This is a genomic window from Nostoc sp., from assembly GCF_036916985.1.
Taxonomy (GTDB): domain Bacteria; phylum Cyanobacteriota; class Cyanobacteriia; order Cyanobacteriales; family Nostocaceae; genus Nostoc.
Genome location: NZ_JBALFD010000037.1, coordinates 22,364 through 45,805, shown reverse-complemented (window position 1 = coordinate 45,805; position 23,442 = coordinate 22,364). Strand labels below are relative to the sequence as shown.

Here is a 23,442-nt window from a genome sequence, read left to right as displayed (position 1 = left end):
CTCGCTATTGCAAAACTTAATTACGAATTACGAATTACGCATTACGCATTATTCTAAGATTCCTGTTTTGTATGCTGGCCCCAAGGTTCACGAGCGAAGATCCGGCGTACCATTGGCTCAAAGAAAGTCAGGGGCAGAGTATCATAGTTTGGATCAAATGATTCTTGATCCCACTTATGGCAGAATTCAGCAGTGGGGTCAAAGTAAGGATGACCTCGAAACTTTTCTCTAGCATGGCGATCGCGTCCTGTATGATGCCAGAAATAATAGCCTTGGAAAATCCCATGATGTTCAATTATCCAATGGGTAGATGGAGTCACATAAGGTTTGAGGATGGCTGCTCCTAGCTCTGCGTGATTTACAGGTGCTAATAAATCACCAATATCATGCAGCAATGCAGCCACTACAACTTCTTCTTCTGCCTCATCCCGAAAAGCGCGTGTTGCCGTTTGTAACGAATGCTGATAGCGATCGATCAAATTTCCTGGATAACTCTCTTGTAAGCCAACTAAAAGTGTTAGGGCGCGATCGGCAACCTGATTTAACAAAGGCTTAGAGTGTTCCCGTAACAAAAGATAATCCTCTTTTGTTCCATCTGCCATTCGTGTATAAGTGGCAATAGGTCTTTTTGTAGATGAGTCTGACATTACATACTCCCGACGTGAATCTCAAAATTCTCTGTTTATCCAAACATGAGTTATTCTTTCAATACTTTGGCAATTTACAAGTATTTGCATCTCCCCAGTCCCCAGTCTCCAATCCCCATTCCCTACTACGCTGGGTACTGATGCCCAATGATGGGATGAGTTTGATAAGGCTCTTCAAGAAACTTGCGCTCTTCATCAGAAAGTTTCAAATCTACAGCCTCAACTGCATCTTTGAGATGTTCTATCTTGCTTGCACCAACAATCGGAGATGTCACACCTGGTTGATGTAATACCCAAGCTAAAGCAATTTGTGTTGGTTTCACACCGCGTTTTTGCGCTAATTCGACGACGCGATCGACTACTTGAAAATCAGAATCTCGATAGTAGCGACTATGACCCAATTCGTCGGTTTTTGCTCTTATTGTCTCACCATAGCCTTCCTTAGTGCGATTCCCAGCCAAAAAGCCTCGCGCTAAAGGACTCCAGGGAATAATCCCAATCCCTTGGTCTAAAGACAGAGGTATTATTTCTCTCTCTTCTTCTCGATAAACCAAGTTGTAATGGTTTTGGATAGAAACAAAGCGTGTCCAGCCGTGTTTATCAGCAGTATAAAGAGCTTTAACAAACTGCCAAGCGTAAACACTTGAGATTCCCAAGTAGCGAACTTTACCTGATTTCACTACATCATGAAGTGCTTCTAAGGTTTCTTCAATTGGTGTCTCATAGTCCCAACGGTGAATCTGGTATAAATCTACGTAATCTGTTTGTAGCCGCCGTAAGGAAGCGTCAATGCTATCAAAAATATGCTTTCGAGATAGTCCTCGGTCATTGGGCCCATCACCGACTTTATTGTAGACTTTGGTAGCAATTACAACTTTATCTCTTTTCGCAAAGTCTTTTAATGCCCGACCTAAGATTTCTTCGCTCACACCCAATGAGTATGTATCAGCGGTGTCAAAGAAATTAATTCCCAATTCCAAAGCCAGTTTAATAAATGGGCGACTTTCTTCTTCTTCTAATACCCATTCATGCCATTTGCGAGAGCCAAAGGTCATAGCACCTAAAGCTAGGCGCGATACTTTCAGTCCAGTTTTGCCGAGATTTACGTATGTCATAATTTTTTAGGGATTAAGTATGGGGTATTGGGGATTGGGGATTGGGGATTGGGGATTGGGCATGGGACATGGGACATGGGACATTTACTGGTTCCCAGCCTGGAGGCTGGGAACCGATTCTTGGAGGCTCCGCCTCCAGTGGGCTGACCAGAGGCAGCAGCCCTCTCAGAATTCGTTCCCAGCCTGGAGGCTGGGAACGAGGCGCAGTACCCAGTACCCAGTACCCAGTCCCCAATCCTGTTACGCTGGGTACTGATGCCCAATGATGGGATGAGGCTGATAAAGCTCTTCTAGAAATTTGCGCTCTTCATCAGAAAGTTTTAAATCCACAGCTTCAACTGCTTCTTTAAAATGCTCTATCTTAGTTGCCCCAACAATTGGGGCTGTCAGTCCTGGTTGATGCAATAGCCAAGCTAGGGCAATTTGCGCTGGTTTGACACCGCGTTTTTGAGCCAACTCAGCGACGCGAGCAACTATTTGAAAATCTGACTCTTGATACTGGCGGTTTCCCTCTGAATCTTCGACTTTTGACCGTACTGTTTGACCGCCTTCTTGAGTGCGATTTCCAGCCAAAAAGCCTCGTGCTAAAGGACTCCAGGGAATAATCCCAATGCCTTGGTCTAGAGATAGAGGTATAATTTCACGTTCTTCTTCGCGGTAAATCAAGTTGTAGTGGTTTTGGATAGAAACAAAGCGAGTCCAACCGTGTATGTCAGCCGTGTAAAGAGCTTTAGCAAATTGCCAAGCATAAACACTAGAGATTCCCAAATAACGCACTTTACCTGATTTAACTACGTCATCAAGTGCTTCTAGAGTTTCCTCAATTGGTGTTTCATAATCCCAACGGTGAATCTGGTACAAATCTACGTAATCTGTTTGTAACCGCCGCAAGGAAGCATCTATACCATCAAAAATATGTTTGCGAGATAGTCCTCTGTCATTAGGGCCTTCACCAGCTTTACCGAAGACTTTTGTCGCAATTACAACTTGATCTCTTTTGGCAAAGTCTTTGAGTGCCCGTCCTAAAATTTCTTCACTGATGCCTTGTGAATAAACATCAGCTGTGTCAAAGAAGTTAATTCCCAATTCCAAAGCCAGTTTGATAAAGGGGCGGCTTTCTTCTTCTTCTAATGTCCATTCTCGTAGTTTACGAGAACCAAAGCTCATAGTACCAAGGGCAATACGTGATACTTTTAATCCACTTTTTCCGAGATTTATGTATGTCATAAGTTTTTAGGGGTTGGGGCATTGGGAATGGGGCATAGGGCATAGGGCATTGGGAAAAACTCTGCTCCCCTATTCCCTTGCTTCTTCCCCATTCCCTAGTAACAGATATTGCTATGAACGACTGGCGGAGGCGGTTGGGTACTGATGTCCTAATATGGGATGTGGTGTGTAAGGTTCTTCCAGGAATTTACGCTCTTCATCGGAAAGCTGCAAATCTACAGCCTCAACTGCTTCTTTGAGATGCTCTATTTTGCTAGCCCCAACTATCGGAGCCGTTACGCCTGGTTGATGCAATAGCCAAGCTAGGGCAATTTGTGTTGGTTTCACGCCGCGTTTTTGCGCTAATTCGACGACGCGATCGACTATTTGAAAATCTGAATCTTGATAGTAGAGATTGTGGGCGAATTCGTCGGTTTTTGCTCGCACGGTTTGACCATAGTCTTGTTTACTACGATTTCCAGCGAGGAAACCACGCGCTAGGGGACTCCAAGGAATGATCCCAATTCCTTGATCTAGAGATAAAGGTATGATCTCTCTCTCTTCTTCTCGATAAACTAAGTTGTAGTGATTTTGAATAGATACAAAGCGACTCCAACCGTGTATGTCAGCCGTGTAGAGGGCTTTGGCGAATTGCCATGCGTAAACACTTGAGATTCCTAAGTAACGAACTTTACCTGATTTCACTACATCATGTAGCGCCTCTAGGGTTTCTTCTATGGGCGTTTCGTAGTCCCAACGGTGAATTTGATACAAATCGACATAATCTGTTTGTAAGCGCCGTAATGAGGCATCAATACCATCAAAAATATGCTTACGAGATAGCCCGCGATCGTTGGGGCCATCACCGATTTTATTGTAGACTTTGGTAGCAATAACTACTTGATCTCTTTTAGCAAAGTCTTTGAGCGCCCGTCCCAGAATTTCTTCACTGGCACCTAAGGAGTAAACATCAGCGGTGTCAAAGAAGTTAATGCCCAATTCCAAAGCTAGTTTAATAAATGGGCGACTTTCTTCTTCTTCTAGTACCCATTCGCGCCATTTTCGAGAACCATAAGTCATAGTACCCAGAGTCAAGCGTGATACTTTTAATCCACTTTTTCCAAGATTTACGTATGTCGTCATACTGTTTGCTCTACTTTTTGATAACGTTGTGATAGTTCTAATGCAACTTGAGCAGCTTGATGTGCTTCATCAGTGCGTCCTAGCTGGCTGTAGGTATTAGCTAATTCCCGTTGAATCACGGGAATGTTGCTACGGGCAGCATTGCGCTTTTCCAGAACATTTAAGGTTTTGTGATATTGCCGATCGCGAATCAGTGCATCAAGATGAATTTGCTCAAATAAATCTCGTTGAGCATGAGATCCGCCTGTGGAGTATAAATCGGGTAATACAGGCTCTAATTCAGCGATCGCATTTTCCCAATCCCCACGAGCATGAGCAATCATCCCCCTAGCAGCTGGAACTCCTACCTCTATCCAAGTTGGCCGCGCATAGGGTAAGACGTTCTCTCCATGAGTTTGCATACTCTCTAACATCTCTGCCGCCCAGTCATCTTTACCGCCCCGTACCAATGCATAGATATATTGCAAATCCAAAAAGGCTAGGGTATGTTCGTGTATTCGTGGTTGCAGGTAAGCAGCAAGTTCTTGCCAGCGCGAACCGACATTTACACCGCGTAACTCTAGCCGTAACAACAAGGCGATCGCGTTAATTTGTTCGCGTCCATTGTCTTTTTTGGCACGTCCCCAAATGCGCGTGTCATATATCTCTAGTACTTTGGCAAAATTCTCAATATCCAAGTAGTAAAGGGATGTGTGCCACCAAAGATGTCCATAAAAAGCCGAGCTACCATATTCCCAAGTGTCGCTAAGACTTTCCATTAAGCTAATTCCTTCTTCTAAGCGTCCTTGAGTTTCTAATACATGAGCAACGGCGTGGTGTGCCCAACGGTTATCTCGTTTCAGAGCGATCGCTTGTTGCCCATATTCTTCTGCTTCTGCTAAACGATGGCACTCTTCTAGCCCAAAGGCCAACATCCCGTACATATAAGGGTTGTCACGATTGGCGGCGAAAACTTTTTCGGCAATCAGTAGCATTCCCTGACTATTACCGGAATTTCGATAGTGGTATTGGGCTAGATGTACCGAGGCTAAATCGCGGGGAAAGGCAATGGCGATTGCTTCATGATGAGCGATCGCTTGAGCAATGTCTCGGTTTGCCCATGCTTCAATTGCCGCAACGTAAAGTTTTTCGCGATCGTTCGCTCTTTTTAGGTGAGATTTCGCCAGATTGAGATAAGATTTAGCCTTGGTTAAGGCAACAGAGCCACCAGCAAATAGATAAAAGGCGGCAACTTGAGCGTTGGCGATCGCACAAGTCGGATCTGCTTCAATTGCTTTGAGAATCACTTGGGCATCGTTACCAACACCCAATAATTGATCCACAAAGCCATTGATGGCATCTACCGCTGCTGATGAGTCGGTAGTAATTTCGAGTTCAGATGCATCTTTTACCATTGATTTTCCCAGAGCATTGCACAGCAACAAGCATGACTTTGCAAAAGCTAGGCTATAAACTACTGTATCTCAATCGTGTTACTGGGGTTAATAATTGGGATTAATTTTTTTTCAGAAGTTATAGCAGTTATCAATTGCGTGAAATACAGACACTTGCCCCAGGAATGTCAGCAGATGCAGTCCTTGAGCGATCGCCCTTGCCCAGCAGATGCGAGGATGGTTTGAAACCTTGGCTATAGCTTGGAAAATCCCGTAAAGTGCTACCACCACCACCTTCAGCAACGGGGATTTGCAATGCACCCCAATACGGTTTGGTTAAGGTTTTTTGATTAAAATTCTAAATTCCAAAGACGCGATAAATCGCCGTCTCTACAATAGACATCTCCAGAAAAGATTTAGATACCACACAATTATACGCAGACCTAACCCCCCTTCCCCCCAACGCTAGTAGGGAAGGGGGGTTTTAAAGCCTCTCTCCGCTTCGGGGAGAGGTTTGGAGAGGGGTCTTTTTCTTTTCTGGAGATGTCTAATAATCTAGGACTTACGCAAAACTACACGCTGTAGGGGCAATACCCTGCGGTAAGCCTTCAACTACATGAATTGCCCCTACCTAAAAATAAGGGTTTTAGCTATTGTTTGACCCATGTTCCGCTCCGCTCCACGGCTCTTTGCTGGGGTCATTTCCCCCCGCTCCCTGCCCCCTGCCTCTTCGTTGAATCATGATTTTTCTTTGTGATAAATAGTATTGATTCCAATTTCCTTAGAAAAATCCTCGCGGTGGTAGTGGTGTGCCGTTGATTTCGTAGTCGCCAATGGCACGAGCCTTAAAATGGCTGGGATTATGGGATGCTAGAGTCCGGGCGTTGCGCCAATGACGATCTAAGTTAGAGCTTTTTTTAGTTGTGGAAGCCCCGCCAACTTCAAATAGTAAGGTGGCTGAACGTAGTGCCAAGTCATCAACAATTAATTTTGCTTTGGATGCAGCCAGTGAAGCTGCTAGGGCTGCTGCTAATTGAGCCTCTTCACCTTGAGTTTTAGCAACAGCGAGGCGATCAAGACCATCGGCGGCAGCCAGTACAATTGCTTCAGCCGCAAAGGCGTTGGCGGAGATTTGCCCGATGGTTTGCTGCAATAGGGGGTCATCTGCTGCTTGCTCGGCTACAGCATGGTAGAAGGTTCTGGGGCGTTTGTGAATCAGCGCTGTCGCATCGCGCAACACGCTGCGAATAATCCCCGCGTTCACCGCCGTCAGGAACAATTGCGGGACGATGTTGTAGGGTAAATTGTCTTTGTCTGTATCCTTTTCAAAAATGACTTCATCTGCTTCCACACGGACATTTGTAAACTTAGTTGTTCCCGTGCCGGTCAACCGTTGCCCAAAGCCGTCCCAGTCGTCCACAAGCTCAACCCCTTCGCGGTTGCTGGGAATAATCCCCGTTGCTGGGATGTCTTCTGGTGTGAGCAGACGCACATAAAGAAAGTCTGCGTAAAGGCTACCAGTGCTGTAATATTTCGTTCCGTTGAGACGGTAGCCGTTACCATCGGGTGTTAATTTGGTATTGACGACTCCGCCACCACCGGCTTTTTTCAGTTCTAGTTCATTGGCAGCGCTACCGAAGATTGCGCCATCAACGGCGGCTTTAAGCCAGCGCCGATTTCTGGCGGTGCGTTCGGAACGCAAAATTCGCTCTGTGATAGAGAAATGATTCCGCACAATGTGAGCAACATTCGCGTCAGCATCCCCCAATCGAATAGCAACCTCGAACAATTCTCGTGCGTTTCTACCAGCGCCACCTTCAGCAAAGGGGATTCGCAATGCACCCAACCTGGAACGCCGGATTAATTCCACCACATCATAGGGCAGAATGCGATCGCGATCGCGCTCACTTGCCCCAACAGCGATAAAATCCAAAAGCTGCTGGAATTCTGGCGAATTGGCTGTGATAGGAGCCGAAAACTTAATTTGGGGTTCTAGAACTTTCTCTACAATTTGGGTCATGGTTTTTCTCTCTCGAATATCTGATGTTGAAATGTTCTTAGAAAAATCCTCGTGTCGGTAGTGGTGTACCGTTGATTTCGTAGTCGCCAATGGCACGAGCCTTAAAATGGCTGGGATTATGGGATGATAAGGTGCGGGCGTTGCGCCAATGACGATCTAAGTTAGAGCTTTTTTTCGTTGTGGAAGCTCCGCCAACTTCAAAGAGCAAGGTAGCTGAACGTAGTGCCAAGTCATCAACAATCAATTTGGCCTTAGCTGCACTCAGAGAAGTTGCCAAAGCTACTGCTAATTCAGCCTCTTCACCTTGAGCTTTGGCAGCAGTCAGGCGATCGAGTCCATCAGCAGCAGCCAGCACAATTGCTTCTGCGGCAAAGGCGTTGGCAGAGATTTGACCGATAGTTTGCTGTAATAGCGGGTCATCTGCTGCTTGCTCGGCTACGGCATGGTAGAAGGTTCTGGGGCGTTTATGAATGAGGTTTGTTGCATCACGCAGCACGCTACGAATAATCCCTGCATTCACCGCAGTTAAGACTAATTGCGGAACAATGTTGTAGGGTAGTTTATCTGCATCTGGGTCTGTATCAAGAATTACCTCATCTGCGGCAACGTGAACATTGGTGAACGTAGTTGTTCCTGTGCCGGTCAAGCGTTGCCCGAAGCCGTCCCAGTCGTCTACAAGGTCAATACCCTCGCGTTTCGTTGGTATAATTACTGTAGCAGTCGTATCATCAGGTGTTAGTACACGCACGAAAATTAAGTCTGCAAAAATACTCCCAGTGCTGTAATACTTGGTTCCATTCAGACGATAGCCATCACCATCGGGTGTTAATTTCGTATTTGCCACTGCGCCGCTACCAGCTCGCTTCACTTCTAGTTCAGTTAAGGCGAGTCCAATAATCGCGCCATCAGCAACGGCTTTGAGCCAACGACGATTTCTGTCACTGGGTTGAGCGCGTAAAAGCCGCTCTGTAACGGAAAAATGATTCCGCACAATATGAGCCACATTTGGATCAGCATCTCCCAGGCGAATCACGACCTCAAACCATTCCCGTGCAGTGCTACCAGCGCCACCATCAGCAACAGGGATTCGCAATGCACCTAATCTGGAACGCCGGATTAAGTCGATAACATCAAAAGGCAGGATGCGATCGCGATCGCGCTCACTTGCTCCCAGAGCGATAAAATCGAACAGGCTTTGCAATTCTGACGAGTTGGGCGTGACAGGAGTCGAGAACTGAAACGTGGAATCTATAACTTTTTCTTCGATTTGAGTCATTGTTTTTAGTTATTGGGAATTGGGCATTGGGGACTATGTAAAATCCAAAATCCAAAATCTAAAATCTAAAATTCATTGGCTTACACTGAGCAATTTCGGTAGTTGCTTGACGGGAGTATCGAGTAAGTAAGCCAGAACTTCTCTACGCCAGCCGTCGTAAACAGCGTTAATACCATCCACTCCGGTAATACCCTTGGCTTTATGAGCAGTATCCCAATGGTCTATGAGATAGTTGGTGCGTCGTTGCTGAATCTCCTCATCTCGCTCTAGCAATTGGGCTGCAAGTTCAGCTTGCTCATTCGGTGATGCTTTGTCGTAGAGTTGCTTCCACCAGTCAATGACTGCTAACCGATGCGCCGCTTCATCGGGTAGTATTCTGTCTACAAAATAGGTGGCAGTGTAGGGGTCACTAATTCGACCCACCCGACTTTGCAGCAGGAATGGCCCGACAACATGAAGTTCATAATGCACTTGAAAAGCAGCAAATCCCAACCAATCGCGCACAGCAGAGTCGCCCATAAACTCCCAATGTTGCTGTACCTGTTGCTGGATCTCATTGATGGGGTCATAGCCTAACAACTCCTGTACTCGGAGGCGGCTATTGAGGGAGTGTGCGCCATCATCCCCCAATTGCCGACTTAAAGATAGTTGCCAGTGCGGATCGTTAATTAATTGTGCGATCGCCTTGGCAATCACCTGTACAATAAACAAATCGTGGGCGGCTCCAGCAATGCGGAAGCGGGCAAAATTTTCCTTTTCTTCTTGTGTTTCGGGCGGACGAGTCTCTACTTTTTCCAAGTTGAGTAAATAAGGCGCGTGTTGGGCTGCTAGCTTGTTCAGAATTTCAGTTTCGTATTCTTCAGTCCACACGGGTTTGCTTAGACTTGCAACCATTGGTTTTCTCCTGATTTAATCATTGAAAAGTGTCAAAGCTTGAGTTTTTCACGCCTAAATAGGCTTTGTGGGCGATTTAATCCGAAGCGATCTCTCAAGGTCTTTCCTGTATACTCATGCCGAAAAATTCCCCGCTTTCTGAGAATTGGGACTACGTGATCAACAAAAATCTCCAAGCCTGAAGGTAAAACATCTGGCATTAAATTAAAACCATCAACAGCCCCAGCTAAAAACCACTCCTCAATTGAGTCTGCTATTTGCTCAGGTGTCCCAGCGATAAAACGATGTCCTTTGCTGAATCGTTTAGCTAACTCGCCGACAGTGAGATGTTCACGACGAGCCAAACCAATTATGGCGTTGCTAAACCCTCCCACGCCGTCCACTGGCTGATATGTACCATCAAGTATGAAGTCAGGGAATGGTTTATCTGGGTTTAAGTCATAGACTACAGATCCCAGATGACCAGCTAAAGCGGCTAACCTTTCTTCTGTCCCTGTCAACTCAAGATGCTCTCTGTGCCGCTTTTTAGTCTCTTCTTCTGTGCTACCAATCACAGTTGACAGTCCAGGTAATACCTTAATTGCGTCAGCAGGTCGCCCATGTTTAACCGTGCGTCTTCTGAGATCGGTTGTAAACTCAATTGCATCAGGGAGTGATAAGAGTGATGCAAAGACCCCATCTGCATAACGAGCAGCTAATTCTAAGCCTCCAGGCGATCCGCCAGCTTGAAATAAGATTGGCTGTCCTTGGGGAGAACGTGGTAGATTAAGCGGGCCATCAACATGAAAGTGCTGGCCATGATGATTAATCGCATAAATCCGTTCTGAATCAGCAAAGCGTCCGCTAAGTTGGTCGCCTATAAGGGCATCATCGTCCCAACTGTCCCATAATTTCCGCACGACTTCGACAAATTCTGCGGCTCTTTCATAACGTAATGACTTGGGTAAATGGGGCGCGTCACTATAGTTTTTAGCTGCGTTAGCGTTACGAGTGGTGACTATATTCCAACCCACCCGCCCATTGCTCAGATGATCCAGAGAACCAAAGCGACGGGCAATATTATACGGCTCTTCAAATGACGTAGATGCTGTACCAATCAACCCAATATGTTCTGTAACTGACGCTAAAGCAGCAAGTAAAACGGTAGGATCAAAACCGATTGCTGGGCCTGACTCAGGTGATGTAAATAAAGATGGGCTGTCTGCGAGAAAAATAGCGTCCAGGGTTCCCCGTTCTGCTACTTCAGCAATGTGCTGCCATTGATTAAAATCATAGTAGCCAAAGGGAGATGCTTGGGGACTCCGCCAAGCACCAGGATGATTACCAGCAGGCAGAGCATTCAGACCAAAATGTAATGTACGATTACTCATAATTTATTAGAATGCAGGTGCGATAGTCCCTTGATAGGTGTTAGCAATAAAATCTTTTACTTTAGGATGAACAACTAATTGATCGAGTTTTTTAATGTTGGGATCATTTTCTTTTGACCGCAAAGTTGTTAACCCTGCTGTATATTTTCTTTCGAGATTAGTTGGGTCTATAAAGATAGGATCTAGCTTAATTCGGGCATTTGCCAATGTAGTTGCATATAGCGAAACAACATCTAAATCATCCAGCGCTCTAGCTAGGGAACCTCCATCTGCTCCCTGAATTTTCAAGTTTTTCGGATTTTCGGTGATATCTTTAATGGTGAACAAATCACCGGAATTATCCTTAAGCTTGATCAAGCCTGCAACTCTGAGTAATCTTAAACCACGGTCTTGATTGATGGGGTCATTGGCAATCCCAACCAACGCACCCTGAGGAAGTTCATCGGCTGATTTGATTTTCAATCGTTTTGAATAGAGTGCAAATATATAGGAAAAAATGCGCGGATGCATAACTAAATCTAGATTAAGTCTCTTGGCGATGTTTTCCATAAACGCTTGATGCTGACCAAGATAAGCGTCAATTTCTCCACTTTTAAGCGCATTGTTGGCAAGAATACCATCGCTAAACTTGATTAGATCAACCTTTAAGTTTTGACTCGGTGCTAACTCTTTTTGCACATACTTCAGAATATCTTCCGGGACAAGCTGGGTAATTCCCACTTTGACGGTACTGAGTTGTTGAGATGAATTTTGATTTTGTGTACAACTAGCAATAAGAGTGGATGCGATCGCACTTCCTGTTCCTAAAATAAAATATCGGCGATGTATTGCTTTTGAACGAATCACTTTGTGTTTTACTCCTCATCGATACTTTTCTGCTTTAAAATACTGGTACTACTGCATTTTGATACGTATTTTTGATAAATTCTTTGACTTTGGGATCGATTATCAGTTGATTCAGCTTTTGAATTTTGGGGTCATTTTCTTTACCCTGCAATGTCACTAAACCCAGAGCATATCTTTTATCGTTGGTTGATTCTTGGACGATGGGACGCAAATCAAGCTGTTTTGCTTGGATCAGCAGACTCCCTAAAAATGCGCCCACAACGACATCATCCAATCCTCTGACAATAGCTGGCCCTTCTAATTCTTTGAATTGCAAATTTTTGGAGTTTTCTACTATGTCTTTAACACTGAACAGATTACCCGATGTATCTTTCAATTTGACCAATTTTTGAGATTGCAAAAACTTCAGGGTACGATCCTGATTACTAGCATCACTCTGGATGGCGATTGTTGCACCATTAGGAATTTCACTCAGTGATTTAATCTTTTTAGAATAAATTCCGATTGGCGTTAAATAAGTTTGATTTAGCATCACCAGATTGAGGTTGAGTCTTTTCGCAGAATCTTCCATAAACAGACGATGCTGAAAATAGTTGGCATCAATTTCGCCACTCTTTAAGGCGTTATTCACCTGTACCCAATCGCCAAATTTAACAGTTTGAATCTCTAAACCTTGACTGGATGCTAATTCTTTTTGAATAAATTTGAGAATATCTTCAGCAATTACAGACCAAACACCAACTTTAATTATGTTGTTTTGTTGTGATACTGATACATTCTGACTAGTTGGCGTACTGGTCGATTGATTTTGACTAGAGGAACAACTAGCAAAAAGAACGGAGGCGATTGCAGAAGTTGTAGCTAAAATAAAATAACGACGGTTTATTCTTGTTGAAAGAATCATATTAATTCACAATTCACAACTAAAGACACTTTCAGACGAGGCTTAAATCCCCGTCTGAAATTGCTCACCTAACGCATCATCGCTAATCATGAATTTGCAAAGGTATTGAGCAAAATGTATAGTTTATTGACAAAGAGCTTGTATCTTATCTGTGTTTCAATTACTATTATTGCATTAATCTACTGTAAGTCAATCGGCAATAAGTATTTTACAAATGTACTGCAATTGGCATAGTCACGTACAGAAGGCATCTATAAATGATGTCTTCTGGACTTTACTATCGGATTCCTATCTGATTTTTGAAATCTACTTAGTAGAGTTAGTATGATCAAACTTACAACTAAGCTCTAAGTGTAGATGATTTTTTCAAGAATCAAAGAGGATTCCCATACCAGAAATTAGGTGTTGAACTTAGTCTCAACAGATAACCTTTGTGTATAAGTCTTGAGTCCAAATTCTCAACAACCAAAAGAGCATCACCTATGAGTTTAAACAGCCAAGTTATTGATAAACCGACCTCTCAAGATTTGCCATACGTAGAGGCCAAGCTCAATTACCTAGTCCCGATGGTGGAAAAACCTGTCAACTATACTTATGAGCCACCATCAGGTACACCTCGCTCCAATACCGCCTATCAAACACACAAACTGCGAATTTACAATGCTCGTTCCATCTCAAAAGATATCTTGCTAGACCAAGAAGGATTTGCATTTACCGAGCATAATACCAATGTTCGCAACTTTTATGACGAAGACGAAATACGTCAAGTTTACTACCCAGAAGCAGAGCAATTATTAAAAGAGGTAACAGGTGGAACTAAAGTAGTGATATTCGATCACACTCTGCGTAATGCCGATTTAAGCAACCCTGGTGAAAATAAAATTAGAGAACCTGGCAAGCGCGTACACAATGACTTTACAGCTAAATCTGGCTATACAAGGGCACGCTGGGAGTTAGAAAAAAGAGGCATAGATAATGATGAGATTGAGGCACTATTAAAACAACGATTTGCCATCATCAATGTATGGCGGGGAATAGCTGACACAATTCAAGAATCACCATTAGCACTGACTGATGCACGTACTATTGCACCACCAGAACTTGTAGCGGGTGATTTAGTATATCGCGATCGCATTGGTGAAACTTACGCAGTCACATACAATCCAGAACATAAATGGTACTACTTCCCTCAAATGCGGCGAAATGAAGTCATATTTATTAAATGTTTTGACTCCGCAGAAAATGGGCCTGCACGTTTTTCTGCCCATTCAGCCTTTGACGATCCTACTAGTTCGGTAGATGCGCCTGCAAGACAAAGTATTGAGTTGCGAACATTCGTCTTTTATCCTGCATAGATGAGTTAGGGAGCATCCCGTTTTGGCAGATCGCTCTGCGAAGACAGCGCACGCTACGCGAACTAGAAGTCTGGGGCTATACAAACGAATGGCACTAAGAAAAGCCCAAAAGCTTGTGTAGCCTCGTTCCCAGCCTCCAGGCTAGGAACCAGTCAGGGCAAGGGCTGTATCTTAACTTAGTGCCATTCGGCTATACAAACTAAACCCGCGCAGGCGGGTTTCAGAGAGTCCGCGTAGGCGGACTTTGTTTGTGTAGCCGCGATTTCCAATCGCCCGGTGTTTCTATATTTTTTCACCTTCGTAAGCAAGAGCTTGATCGCCTGCTTGGGCGAATCTCTGAGCGAGTTCAATAAGCTGTTGTCGCTCTTGATCGTTAGCAATCCCAGCCGGAGGAGGCATGAGTTTTTCTTTGATTTGGCGCACCGTTTCATGTCGTAAGGTGAGAGCCTGATTCGGATAATTCAGTATTAATATAGGATTCTGCTTGGCGGCGTTGTCTGGACTGTGGCAGACAACACAAGCATTTTCCCTCAGCTTGACCTCCAATGCCCGATAAGCAGCATCAACTTTAGTCACGTATGGGTTCGTTGGAGAAAATAAATGTGTATATAGTGTCACATAAGGCTGCTTCTTGCCATTAGCGTCATTCCAAACCCATTTACCATCCCAGGCATAATTTATCTTTGGACGCTTTGGATCAACTACCGCTGAACGTAGCGAACCGATCAGCTTCTTTTGTTCTAGAAAGAAAAGTAATTCCGTAGTTTGCTGATAAGAATCCCATTTTTTTGATGAGTGCCAGAACGGATAAGGAAAATCTCCAATATCAAGCTGATTCCGAAACTGAGTGGAAAGGTGGATGACAATCAGATTATTTATCTGTTCAACCTTGGGTTCACCTTTAAACATAAAGGTAGAGAGGTAAGTACGTCGCCATACCAAGGGATCAAATTCGGTTTTCTGATTATCTTTGAGATTATAGTTACCAACTTTGTTTTGAGCGCCCCATAAAAAGGGTACGTTCATAGTTTCGCGCAAGATTGTTAGCTTTGCGAGTTTGTCAGCGCACGAGTTGAAGGCAGCTAAATTTTTAGGATCAGAGACGACGGGACAAGCCGCAATAATTTCTTTGCCGACTTTTTGAGCTAGTTTTATGTCTGGCGATGCTTCTTGTGCTGATACTGTATTCTTGGTGTTGAATGCTGGGGTTGTAGAGATAAAGAGGGCGATCGCTACCACTATGCTCAATAACACAAACTGCGTAGGCGCAGCCTGCCGCAAGTATCGCGAATAAAATTTCCGAAGATTGGGCATTGGGGAATTCTTCAACTCAATAAGATGCAAACTAATGGTAGAGACGCGACGTTGCACTTTTGCTCTACGGGCGCGTCTCTAAGTCTGCCTTTCTAAACAGTGAAAGTTTTAAATCGTGACTTTTGTACCATCAAATTTGGTAAAGGTGAAACCTTCAAATTTTTCGCGGAAAGTTAGTTTCTCGTCTTTCAGGATACCAATGGCGATCGCTTCGCCAAGAGCTAACGATGCTGCTGCATCTGTGCGCCAGTGAATCCCCGCACTATCACGACCTAAGCCAATATTCGCCGCCAGTTTGTTCAATTCGCCGCCCACTGTCAATGGTGGCCCTTGATATGGAATCAACTTGCTGGGATCTTTGGGATCGGGCACTACCGGATTGGGAATCACATAATTCTCATCAAATAGCGCCTTCAAGATCGTGACGCTAGCACCAGCTGACACTGAAGCGCCTCCTGGATAAGAAGAGTGCAACGGTGCCCCTTCGGGGAAGGCTTGTGGTAGTAAATAGGATTTGTTTTTGCTAAAGAAGCGATCGAGTGCTTCTGACTGGAAAACTTCAGAGTTAATCGGATAGTTGGTTTTCTTCACCTTGTTGTTGTGAACTAATCCACCATAAGCCTCGGCTCGTAGACGACGATGTACATAATACTTTTGCCAATAAGCTGCTCTAATTGCATGTGGACTAACCCAACCGATCAGAGATTGTGAATACCCTGGGCCAAATGTTCCAGAACCACTAGATTGTGTCTTTGACTTGTTGTAAGGATTGCCAGCATTGTAAGGTGAACCAACACCGCCAGCTAAGGGATTATCACTGACTGGCTTGGCGAGTAGAATCAAAGCTGCATTTGTATAGACTGGTGGCGGCGTGTGGGCAATCTCTGACTGGTCGCGCCCGTTGATAAAGTAGCGACGGGTTGAGTCAAACTTAATCGTTCGACCAGGATCGCCACCATTTTGTACTAGCAACCACTCGTCATAGTTAGTTTGGAAACTATTTTCGGGAATAGCTAGAGGAACACGGTTAAGTTGAGCATAACTATGGGTTCCAGCGGGTATTGGACGCAGTAAAAACTGGGAGACATAAGGGCCCACATCTACCCCTGGTAGGGTGTGATAAATCGTTTTACCAGAGGCATCAACGTAAATCGCGGTGCCTCGAAACAGCAGTTCGGGTGTAACCCGTCCGTTTTGTTTAGGCCCTTTAAATGCTGATAACCTATTCAGATCCTTAACAGCCGCCAAAATCAGTGGGTTAGTTGTATCATTACGGAATTCGCTAAAAGGTACATCCTGCAAGAGTTGTTGCCAAGCAATTTCCAGGAATTCAGCCCCCTGTTCTGCACTATCCAGGGTGGGTGGTACTGGAATCGCCAATTGGGAAGTATTCACCCCACTCAAGCTAATTGCTAATGGGGTGAGCGGTTGTACTAACTTCCGTTTGCCACCCAGAATGATTTTTTCATACTCGTTGGGATCGCCAGAGTTCAGCGCATTAATAAAAGATTGATAAGCCTTCAGATCCACTTCGCCCAACTGGTTATGGGGCAATCCTCGTGTATCCGTGGCAATTTTGTTGGCGTACTTCGCCTCATCTCCATTGGTGGGATGGGGAGGAATCGGAATTTCCCGATTAACCTTAGCTGCTGTTGTACGTACTTGAAAGGCTTTCTCGCGTAAGTCGCTATAGTTTGGCTTGACAGCAGGTTCCTGGGCCTGGACGATATTTTCTCCTTTCTTCGAGGAAAAGGATGAGCTAAAAACCCCAGCGACAACACTAGCTGCACTAAATAAGCCGGCGCGGCCGAGAAATGAGCGTCTGCTGGCGCGACCAAGGGATAATCTTCTACTACCTGCGTTAGTTTGAAATTGCTTAGTTTGTCTTATTTCACTATCAGCCTGAGCATTTTTTTCAGAATCTTGATGAGAATTGGGATCTGCTTGCATCTAAGTTGTTCTCCACTGGCAAAAAATAATTCAAAAATCCAGCCATGAGTAAATACATGAGCGGCTAAAAGTTAGAATGACTTTGAGCCACGCACGGAATACCCACCTCTATAAAAAGATGGCAATCTCACTGAATTTGTGATGAAATCTGGGATTGTTCTACTAGCAAGTAACTTGCATTGGAGATTGTTCTCCTGACAATTATCTAAGTATTTAATGCTAATACTCAAACTCTCATCGTATGGTTATTACACTTCCGTAGTCTGAATAAGTCCGATAGCTTGTTGCCAAGATTCAAGAGTCGCTATATGAGCTGCACTTTCTTCCAGTCAGACTGCAAAGCCCGATAAGTCTATCGATTTACCGTATTTTTGATGTTAAATCAGACTTTCTCACAAACGGTGATCAAAATCAAGAGGTTTTTACAATAAACTTACCAAGAGCCTGAAAGTCCTGGAGGAGTTACGGCAGAACAAGATGAGGAGTGGGGGAAGAAGTTTTCATTCTCTCGTTCTGGCCAAACCTTCCGTGGGGTCTAACTTGCAAAGACCTTGTTTTTTGCTGCTAGCTGTGTGATACTTTCGTTTGAATCATAAAATAACATAAATCTCTTAAACAAAACAAAAAATAATCATGACATTCAAGAGATTTAGAATGTGGATTTTATTAATAGGAAATCCCACCGCACTCGATCAAAACTTGCAAGTGATTTCTCACCCGCTAGGTTTACAATTGCTGTTAACTGGTCAAATTGATGCACATTTTACAACGCCACCTTTTCAGTTTCAGGAAGTTGAAAAAGGTGGTGGGGTAATTATTAAAAGCTCTGATATTTTTGGCAAGACTAGCGCAGCTAGTGTATTTATGACTGAAAAATTCTACAATCAATATCCTGAGTTTGGTAAAGCTTTGTATACCGCAATTGCCAATACTACTAAACTCGTGAATGAAAAACCTGATGAAGCAGCCAAAATTCTCTCATAAATAGATGGCGGAAAACGTTTCACAGGAACAATATAAAAAGTGGCTTACGAATAAAGCAGTGGCTTATGGAATTGAGCCAAGAGGCTTCCTGTAATATGGAGCATTTATGCATGAAATTGGCATATTAAATAAGCAGCCAAAATCAATTGATGAATTAATTTTACCGCCGCTTAAAGGTGCTGGGGGAGATTAACTTAATGATTAATTTAGAGTCTTTGATAATAGCAGAAAATGTACACACTAGCTACCGCAAAGGTAAGCATATCAACACTAATAACTTTGTCGAAGTTGCTGTTTATCTAGAAAGTTTACTCGGCAATTATTCCCGATGTGAGGCTTTTAGAGTATGAAATTTGTGAGTCGAACAACAGCAAATTCCGATAAATTTGAGAAGTTATATGCCGATCTCAAAGCTAGTAGTACTTTCAGGCGCGGAGTAATTTTTTGTAGCTTATTGATTTTTTGGCAATTGTATGTATGGATTGCCCAAGTTCCTGCCTTGCTGATTCCTGGCCCAATAGCAGTTTTAGAAGTACTGTGGCACGACTTATTGAGTCAAAAACTGCTGCAAGCAACACTCAGTACTTTGTCTGTGTTATGTATCGGTATGGTCTTGGGTGTGATTGTGGGTACGGCTTTAGCAGCTTTCGCCAAAGTTTCTCGTTTTGGTCAAGATTTGCTAATTGTGATGAGTTCGATGCTGAATCCTTTACCTGCGATCGCTATTTTACCCCTAGTGATGATTTGGTTTGGGTTCACTTCTGTTTCTATTATCATAGTTACTGCCCATGCGACAACTTGGCCAATTGCCCTGAATACAGAAATGGGACTCAGTACTATCAACCCAACGGTTCTTATGGTGGGGAAAAACCTTGGTCTAGATGGTTTCAAATTGATTCGAGAAATTATGCTTCCTGCTGCATTACCTCACATCTTAACAGGCTTAAGAACTGCTTGGGCTTTTGGTTGGCGTACCGTGATTGCCGCTGAATTAATATTTGGTTCAGGAGGTGCTACCAGCGGTTTAGGATGGCAGATTAATAACAGTCGCTACTTCCTACAAACCGATCGCGTATTTGCTGGATTAGTGGTAATTGCAATTTTGGGTTTAGCTGTCAATTATCTTTTTCGATTAATTGAAATCAACACAGTGCAGAAATGGGGTATGAAACGTAATTAAACAGTTGCCTCTACAAAACATTTAATCACAACGAACTTAGTACAAATTTGCATAAGTCCGTAAATTTTTTAAACGCAGAGGAACACAGAGGTACGCAGAGTTTTGCTACAGTTAATTCGCTATGAATTAATGAAATGTTGTACTTAGTACACGTCACCGTAAAAGAGGTTCGGAAATATGAGGGTTGATGTTGGGTTTCACTACATTCCACCCAACCTACGAATGATTTAATTCTATACTCTTTTTTGGGTGGGCTGTAATTAGCCTTTATTTGACTGTGGAAATAACCCCAACTGGGCGTAAATTGGATCTACTATTTTTCCTATTTTTGGCAGTTGTCTACTAAAGAAATATGCTCCGAAAATACAACAGATACCACCAAACATTAAAGCATTACTAACACCAAAATACCCTGCCAATGCTCCAAAGAATAAATTACCAAAAGGCAGTATTCCTAAAAAACCAGTTGTGAAGATACTAGTTACTCTACCTCTTTTATCTTCTTCAAGCAGAATCGATTGCATAAAGTTACTAATTGAAGCCAAAGTGAGACTATTATTCATGCCGATGATAAACATGAATATTAGACAAATATTTAAATTAGTCGACCGGGAAAAAATTATTAACCCTAAACCTAAAATTGCTGTAGAACTTGCGATGATTGTTCCTAATCCGATGATATTTTTTCTGGAAATGAGATAAACACCTGAAATTATAGAACCAAGTGCCGAAGCTGTCATCAGATAACCCATAGTTTCTGCGTTACCTTTCAAAACTTCTTGAGCAAAAATTGGTACTAAATTCACATGAGTCATTCCCATAAAACAGACAATAATTTGTAATATCAATAAGTATTTAATTGGCAAGAATTTGTATGCATAAACAAACCCTTCTTTGAGGTTGTTCCAAATTTGAGAATTCTGATTAGATGACTTATGTATAACTGGGTTTACTTTGACAGTTAAGATTGCAGATACAAAGGGTAGATAACTAATACTATCTACGAGAAAACAGGAAGCTGCACCAGACCTGGCAATCAGTAAACCCCCAATCATCGGACTAACGAACTTCGCCGTGTTAATCAAGAATGAATGGGAAGCCATTGCACTATAAGTATCTGATTTTTTATCCAAAAGTCTGGGAATAATTACCTGACGTGCTGGTAAATCAAAAGCTTTTACCGTTCCCTGAAGCGTACCAATGAGAATAATCCATACAACGTTGATATTACCACTAAGAGTTAGAAAGGTTAGGGTAGAAGAGAGCAAAATAGATACTAACTGAGTAGTTAATAATACATATCGTAAGTTCCAACGATCTAACAAAACTCCCACTAAAGGAGTAATAACTAAGCCCGTTGCTTGATTTGTAAATCCAGCTACACCAACTAATACAGCCGAATTAGTTAATTGATAAACTAGCCATACTAAAGCAATTTGAGTCATCCAAGACCCAAAAAAAGATAAACTTTCGCCAATAACAAAACAAGCAAAGTTTACCGACTTAAGCGCAGGTGGAAGTTCAAAAGAAACAAGCTTGAGCTTTTCTTTTTGGAAGTGTTCTCTATTACTTGGTATCATAATTCTTTCCCTGATTAAAAGTTCTTGCAGCCCTGTTTTGTCAGAATAGACTTCACTTGAAAATCTGAGTTGGTAGTTTGTATTCAGCGATTTATCGCTCAATTTCAAGGGCTAAAGCCGCTTACTAAGTACACGTCACCGTAAAATGGGTTCGGAAAAATTGAGGGTTGATGTTGGATTTCACTGCGTACCCCTACGGGGATCTTGCTACCACCCAACCTACGAATGATTAAATTCCATACTCTTTTTGTAGTGGGCTGTATTTAGCTAGGAACTTTTGTAATACCTCAAAATTAATGAGACAGACTACCATAGCCTAAAAGTTTTCATCCTACTTCGTTGTATTTACGTAGCGTCGCTTTGCATTCACTCTGTTCATGCTTTTTCCTTTATTTGGATAAGATAATTTGCACAGACAAGGACACTAATAGAGACATTGCATTGCAACGTCTCTATTAATTTTTCTGATGAAGTTTTAGCAAACCTGCATATTACCAGCCCTGAATGAGTATTAGCAATACTTAATGTTCGTAAACCAGAAAGTTTGTATGCTTACTATTAGAACAAAAAATAGCGAGACTACGATTAGAGTATGTATCATATCATGTCTGGTCGAATATGTAAGTATGTTGTAACTGGCTTTGATATCAGCGTTGAATTAGTCGCCTGGATTTTGCCCGATACAGTCTCCTAATTGCTTACCTGGTTTCTCGTTCCCATTGTTGCTATGGGAACAAGGAAAGCCTTTGCAAGGTGACTCATAAAATCTTTTGTTTTTCTCAGCACTCTCAGCGTCTCTGCGGCTTAGAAGCAATTTATATAACCGCAGAGGCACAGAGAACACAGAGAGAAGAGCTTTTCAGATGATGTGAAAAGTAAGAATTTAGTATGGATGAAATTACAGCCAAGCGCGATCGTATTGAACAGGCCAGAGTTTATCGTGTCCTAGTTGTTTGGCTGCCAGATGTGGCCAGTAAGGATTGCGGAGGAGTTCACGTCCTAACAGCACTATATCAGCTACTTCTGTACGAATAATTTCGTCAGCTTGTTCAGGGGATGTAATTAAGCCCACGGCTCCTGTATGAATATTAGCTTCGCGGCGGATGCGTTCGGCAAACTGAGTCTGATAACCAGGTTTAATTGGTATATGAACACCTGGTATAGTACCCCCTGAGGAAGTATCGATAAGATCGACTCCTAGAGATTTGAGTTTGTCGCTTAAAGCGATACTTTGCTCGATGTCCCAGCCATTGTCTACCCAATCGGTGGCGGAGATGCGTACCCAGAGTGGATGTGTCTGGGGCCAAACTTCTCGGACTGCTTGAACTACTTCTCTGAGGAGACGAGTCCGGTTTTCAAAGCTACCACCATAATCATCTTGACGGTGGTTAGAAAGGGGTGAGAGAAATTGGTGTAGTAGATAACCGTGGGCGGCATGGATTTCCACTACTTTGAAACCAGCTTGGAGAGAACGTTTGGCAGCTTGGGCAAAGGCATCAATAACTTCTTGAATTCCCTCAAGGCTGAGGGCTTCTGGAACTGGGCTATCTTGGCTAAAAGCGATCGCACTACTCGAAATTACAGGTCGCCAACCTTCCTGAGATTCATCTAGTGCTTTTCCTCCTTTGCTCGGTTTGGCAGTGCTGGCCTTTCTACCTGCATGAGCAAGTTGAATACCTGCAACAGCACCAAAGTTATGAATTAATGCCACAGTCTTAGCTAAACTTTCTATATGTGAATCTGACCAAATTCCCAAATCTTGCGGGCTAATGCGTCCACGCGGCTCCACAGCTGCCGCTTCTGTGATCACTATACCAGCACCGCCAACTGCGCGAGAGGCTAGATGAATAAAGTGCCAATCATTAGCATATCCATTTGTACTGGAATATTGACACATTGGTGAAACGGCGATGCGGTTGCGAAAGGTAACTTCACGAATTTTGAATGGTTCAAACAGATGTGCCATTGATATTGATTCCTTCTCTTGCTAGGTAAAAGGGATTGGGGATTGGGGATTGGGGATTGGGGATTAGGGACTGGGGATTGTGGGCTGGGATTTTACTCGTAAGAATTATGTAAGGGACTTTGACTCGAATGGCACTAAGTTAAGACACAGCCCTTGGAGTGACTGGTTCCCAGCCTGGAGGCTGGGAACCGATTTTGGGAGGCTCCGCCTCCAGTGGCTTGACCAGAGGCAGCAGCCCTCTGGGAATACGTTCCCATTCTTCAGACTGGGAACGAGGTGACACAAGCCTTTCGGCTTTTCTTAGTCCCATTCGATTTTG

General features: G+C 43.4%; 22 protein-coding genes. 5 read left to right on the top strand and 17 right to left on the bottom strand.

Translation table 11 applies throughout. The annotated features are described in order from the left end of the window. Nucleotides 1–53: 53 nt before the first annotated feature. Both V7L07_RS13720 and V7L07_RS13715 read right to left on the bottom strand, forming a co-directional pair. Complete coding sequence (locus V7L07_RS13720; RefSeq protein WP_335058599.1) at nt 54–647, bottom strand: HD domain-containing protein; 594 nt, start codon at nt 645–647, stop codon at nt 54–56. A gap of 125 nt (nt 648–772) precedes the next feature. Continuing rightward, nucleotides 773–1,762, bottom strand: coding sequence for an aldo/keto reductase (locus V7L07_RS13715; RefSeq protein ID WP_335058597.1), 990 nt, complete (start codon nt 1,760–1,762; stop codon nt 773–775). Between the two features lie 41 nt (nt 1,763–1,803). Between V7L07_RS13715 and V7L07_RS13710 the strand changes: the two genes are divergently transcribed. Next, complete coding sequence (locus V7L07_RS13710) at nt 1,804–2,028, top strand: hypothetical protein (protein ID WP_335058595.1); 225 nt, start codon at nt 1,804–1,806, stop codon at nt 2,026–2,028. Here V7L07_RS13710 and V7L07_RS13705 read toward each other — a convergent pair. From V7L07_RS13705 to V7L07_RS13660, 10 genes are all read right to left on the bottom strand, one after another. Then, nucleotides 2,003–2,989 carry an aldo/keto reductase gene (locus tag V7L07_RS13705; protein WP_292843933.1) on the bottom strand — a complete coding sequence of 329 codons (987 nt, stop codon included), beginning with the start codon at nt 2,987–2,989 and terminating at the stop codon, nt 2,003–2,005. The genes V7L07_RS13710 and V7L07_RS13705 overlap by 26 nt on opposite strands. A gap of 111 nt (nt 2,990–3,100) precedes the next feature. Next, nucleotides 3,101–4,111 carry an aldo/keto reductase gene (locus tag V7L07_RS13700; protein WP_335058593.1) on the bottom strand — a complete coding sequence of 337 codons (1,011 nt, stop codon included), beginning with the start codon at nt 4,109–4,111 and terminating at the stop codon, nt 3,101–3,103. Then, nucleotides 4,108–5,505: a tetratricopeptide repeat protein gene (locus tag V7L07_RS13695; RefSeq protein ID WP_335058591.1), complete on the bottom strand. Its 1,398-nt coding sequence runs from the start codon at nt 5,503–5,505 to the stop codon at nt 4,108–4,110. Before V7L07_RS13695 ends, V7L07_RS13700 begins: the two co-directional genes overlap by 4 nt. 130 nt (nt 5,506–5,635) lie before the next feature. Beyond that, a complete protein-coding gene (locus V7L07_RS13690) occupies nt 5,636–5,800 on the bottom strand; it encodes a hypothetical protein (RefSeq protein WP_335058589.1) in 165 nt (54 codons plus the stop codon). A gap of 465 nt (nt 5,801–6,265) precedes the next feature. After that, nucleotides 6,266–7,504, bottom strand: coding sequence for an acyl-CoA dehydrogenase family protein (locus V7L07_RS13685; protein ID WP_335058587.1), 1,239 nt, complete (start codon nt 7,502–7,504; stop codon nt 6,266–6,268). Between the two features lie 37 nt (nt 7,505–7,541). Next, on the bottom strand, nt 7,542–8,780 hold the full coding sequence (locus tag V7L07_RS13680) for an acyl-CoA dehydrogenase family protein (protein ID WP_335058585.1): 1,239 nt from the start codon (nt 8,778–8,780) through the stop codon (nt 7,542–7,544). A gap of 72 nt (nt 8,781–8,852) precedes the next feature. Next, entirely contained in the window at nt 8,853–9,674 is an 822-nt protein-coding gene (locus V7L07_RS13675; RefSeq protein WP_335058583.1) for a hypothetical protein, read from the bottom strand. Nucleotides 9,675–9,706: 32 nt separating this feature from the next. Continuing rightward, nucleotides 9,707–11,044, bottom strand: a complete 1,338-nt coding sequence (locus V7L07_RS13670) for an LLM class flavin-dependent oxidoreductase (protein ID WP_335058581.1) — start codon at nt 11,042–11,044, stop codon at nt 9,707–9,709. Between the two features lie 6 nt (nt 11,045–11,050). Then, nucleotides 11,051–11,890, bottom strand: coding sequence for a MetQ/NlpA family ABC transporter substrate-binding protein (locus V7L07_RS13665; protein WP_335058579.1), 840 nt, complete (start codon nt 11,888–11,890; stop codon nt 11,051–11,053). 34 nt (nt 11,891–11,924) lie between these two features. After that, on the bottom strand, nt 11,925–12,794 hold the full coding sequence (locus V7L07_RS13660; RefSeq protein ID WP_335058577.1) for a MetQ/NlpA family ABC transporter substrate-binding protein: 870 nt from the start codon (nt 12,792–12,794) through the stop codon (nt 11,925–11,927). 482 nt (nt 12,795–13,276) lie between these two features. Between V7L07_RS13660 and V7L07_RS13655 the strand changes: the two genes are divergently transcribed. Then, the gene (locus tag V7L07_RS13655; RefSeq protein WP_335058575.1) at nt 13,277–14,149 is read left to right on the top strand and encodes a CmcJ/NvfI family oxidoreductase; all 873 of its coding nucleotides are present in this window, start codon (nt 13,277–13,279) and stop codon (nt 14,147–14,149) included. Nucleotides 14,150–14,431: 282 nt separating this feature from the next. On the opposite strand, the gene V7L07_RS13650 is transcribed toward V7L07_RS13655, so the two are convergent. Beyond that, nucleotides 14,432–15,463 (bottom strand): hypothetical protein, encoded by a 1,032-nt coding sequence (locus V7L07_RS13650; protein ID WP_335058573.1) that lies wholly within the window; start codon nt 15,461–15,463, stop codon nt 14,432–14,434. Nucleotides 15,464–15,571: 108 nt separating this feature from the next. Continuing rightward, the gene (locus V7L07_RS13645) at nt 15,572–17,413 is read right to left on the bottom strand and encodes a vanadium-dependent haloperoxidase (protein ID WP_335058571.1); all 1,842 of its coding nucleotides are present in this window, start codon (nt 17,411–17,413) and stop codon (nt 15,572–15,574) included. 654 nt (nt 17,414–18,067) lie between these two features. Between V7L07_RS13645 and V7L07_RS13640 the strand changes: the two genes are divergently transcribed. The 3 genes from V7L07_RS13640 (at nt 18,068) to V7L07_RS13630 (ending at nt 19,577) form a co-directional block, all read left to right on the top strand. After that, nucleotides 18,068–18,397 (top strand): ABC transporter substrate-binding protein, encoded by a 330-nt coding sequence (locus V7L07_RS13640; protein ID WP_335058569.1) that lies wholly within the window; start codon nt 18,068–18,070, stop codon nt 18,395–18,397. A 197-nt stretch (nt 18,398–18,594) separates the two neighbouring features. After that, nucleotides 18,595–18,747, top strand: coding sequence for a hypothetical protein (locus tag V7L07_RS13635; protein WP_335058567.1), 153 nt, complete (start codon nt 18,595–18,597; stop codon nt 18,745–18,747). Nucleotides 18,748–18,752: 5 nt separating this feature from the next. Further along, a complete protein-coding gene (locus V7L07_RS13630; protein WP_335058565.1) occupies nt 18,753–19,577 on the top strand; it encodes an ABC transporter permease in 825 nt (274 codons plus the stop codon). Between the two features lie 260 nt (nt 19,578–19,837). On the opposite strand, the gene V7L07_RS13625 is transcribed toward V7L07_RS13630, so the two are convergent. The 3 genes from V7L07_RS13625 to V7L07_RS13615 all read right to left on the bottom strand — a co-directional run bounded on the left by V7L07_RS13625 (nt 19,838) and on the right by V7L07_RS13615 (nt 23,433). Next, complete coding sequence (locus V7L07_RS13625; RefSeq protein ID WP_335058563.1) at nt 19,838–21,259, bottom strand: MFS transporter; 1,422 nt, start codon at nt 21,257–21,259, stop codon at nt 19,838–19,840. A gap of 796 nt (nt 21,260–22,055) precedes the next feature. Then, entirely contained in the window at nt 22,056–23,123 is a 1,068-nt protein-coding gene (namA, locus tag V7L07_RS13620; RefSeq protein ID WP_335058561.1) for an NADPH dehydrogenase NamA, read from the bottom strand. A gap of 139 nt (nt 23,124–23,262) precedes the next feature. Further along, nucleotides 23,263–23,433 (bottom strand): hypothetical protein, encoded by a 171-nt coding sequence (locus V7L07_RS13615; RefSeq protein ID WP_335058559.1) that lies wholly within the window; start codon nt 23,431–23,433, stop codon nt 23,263–23,265. Nucleotides 23,434–23,442: the final 9 nt, after the last annotated feature.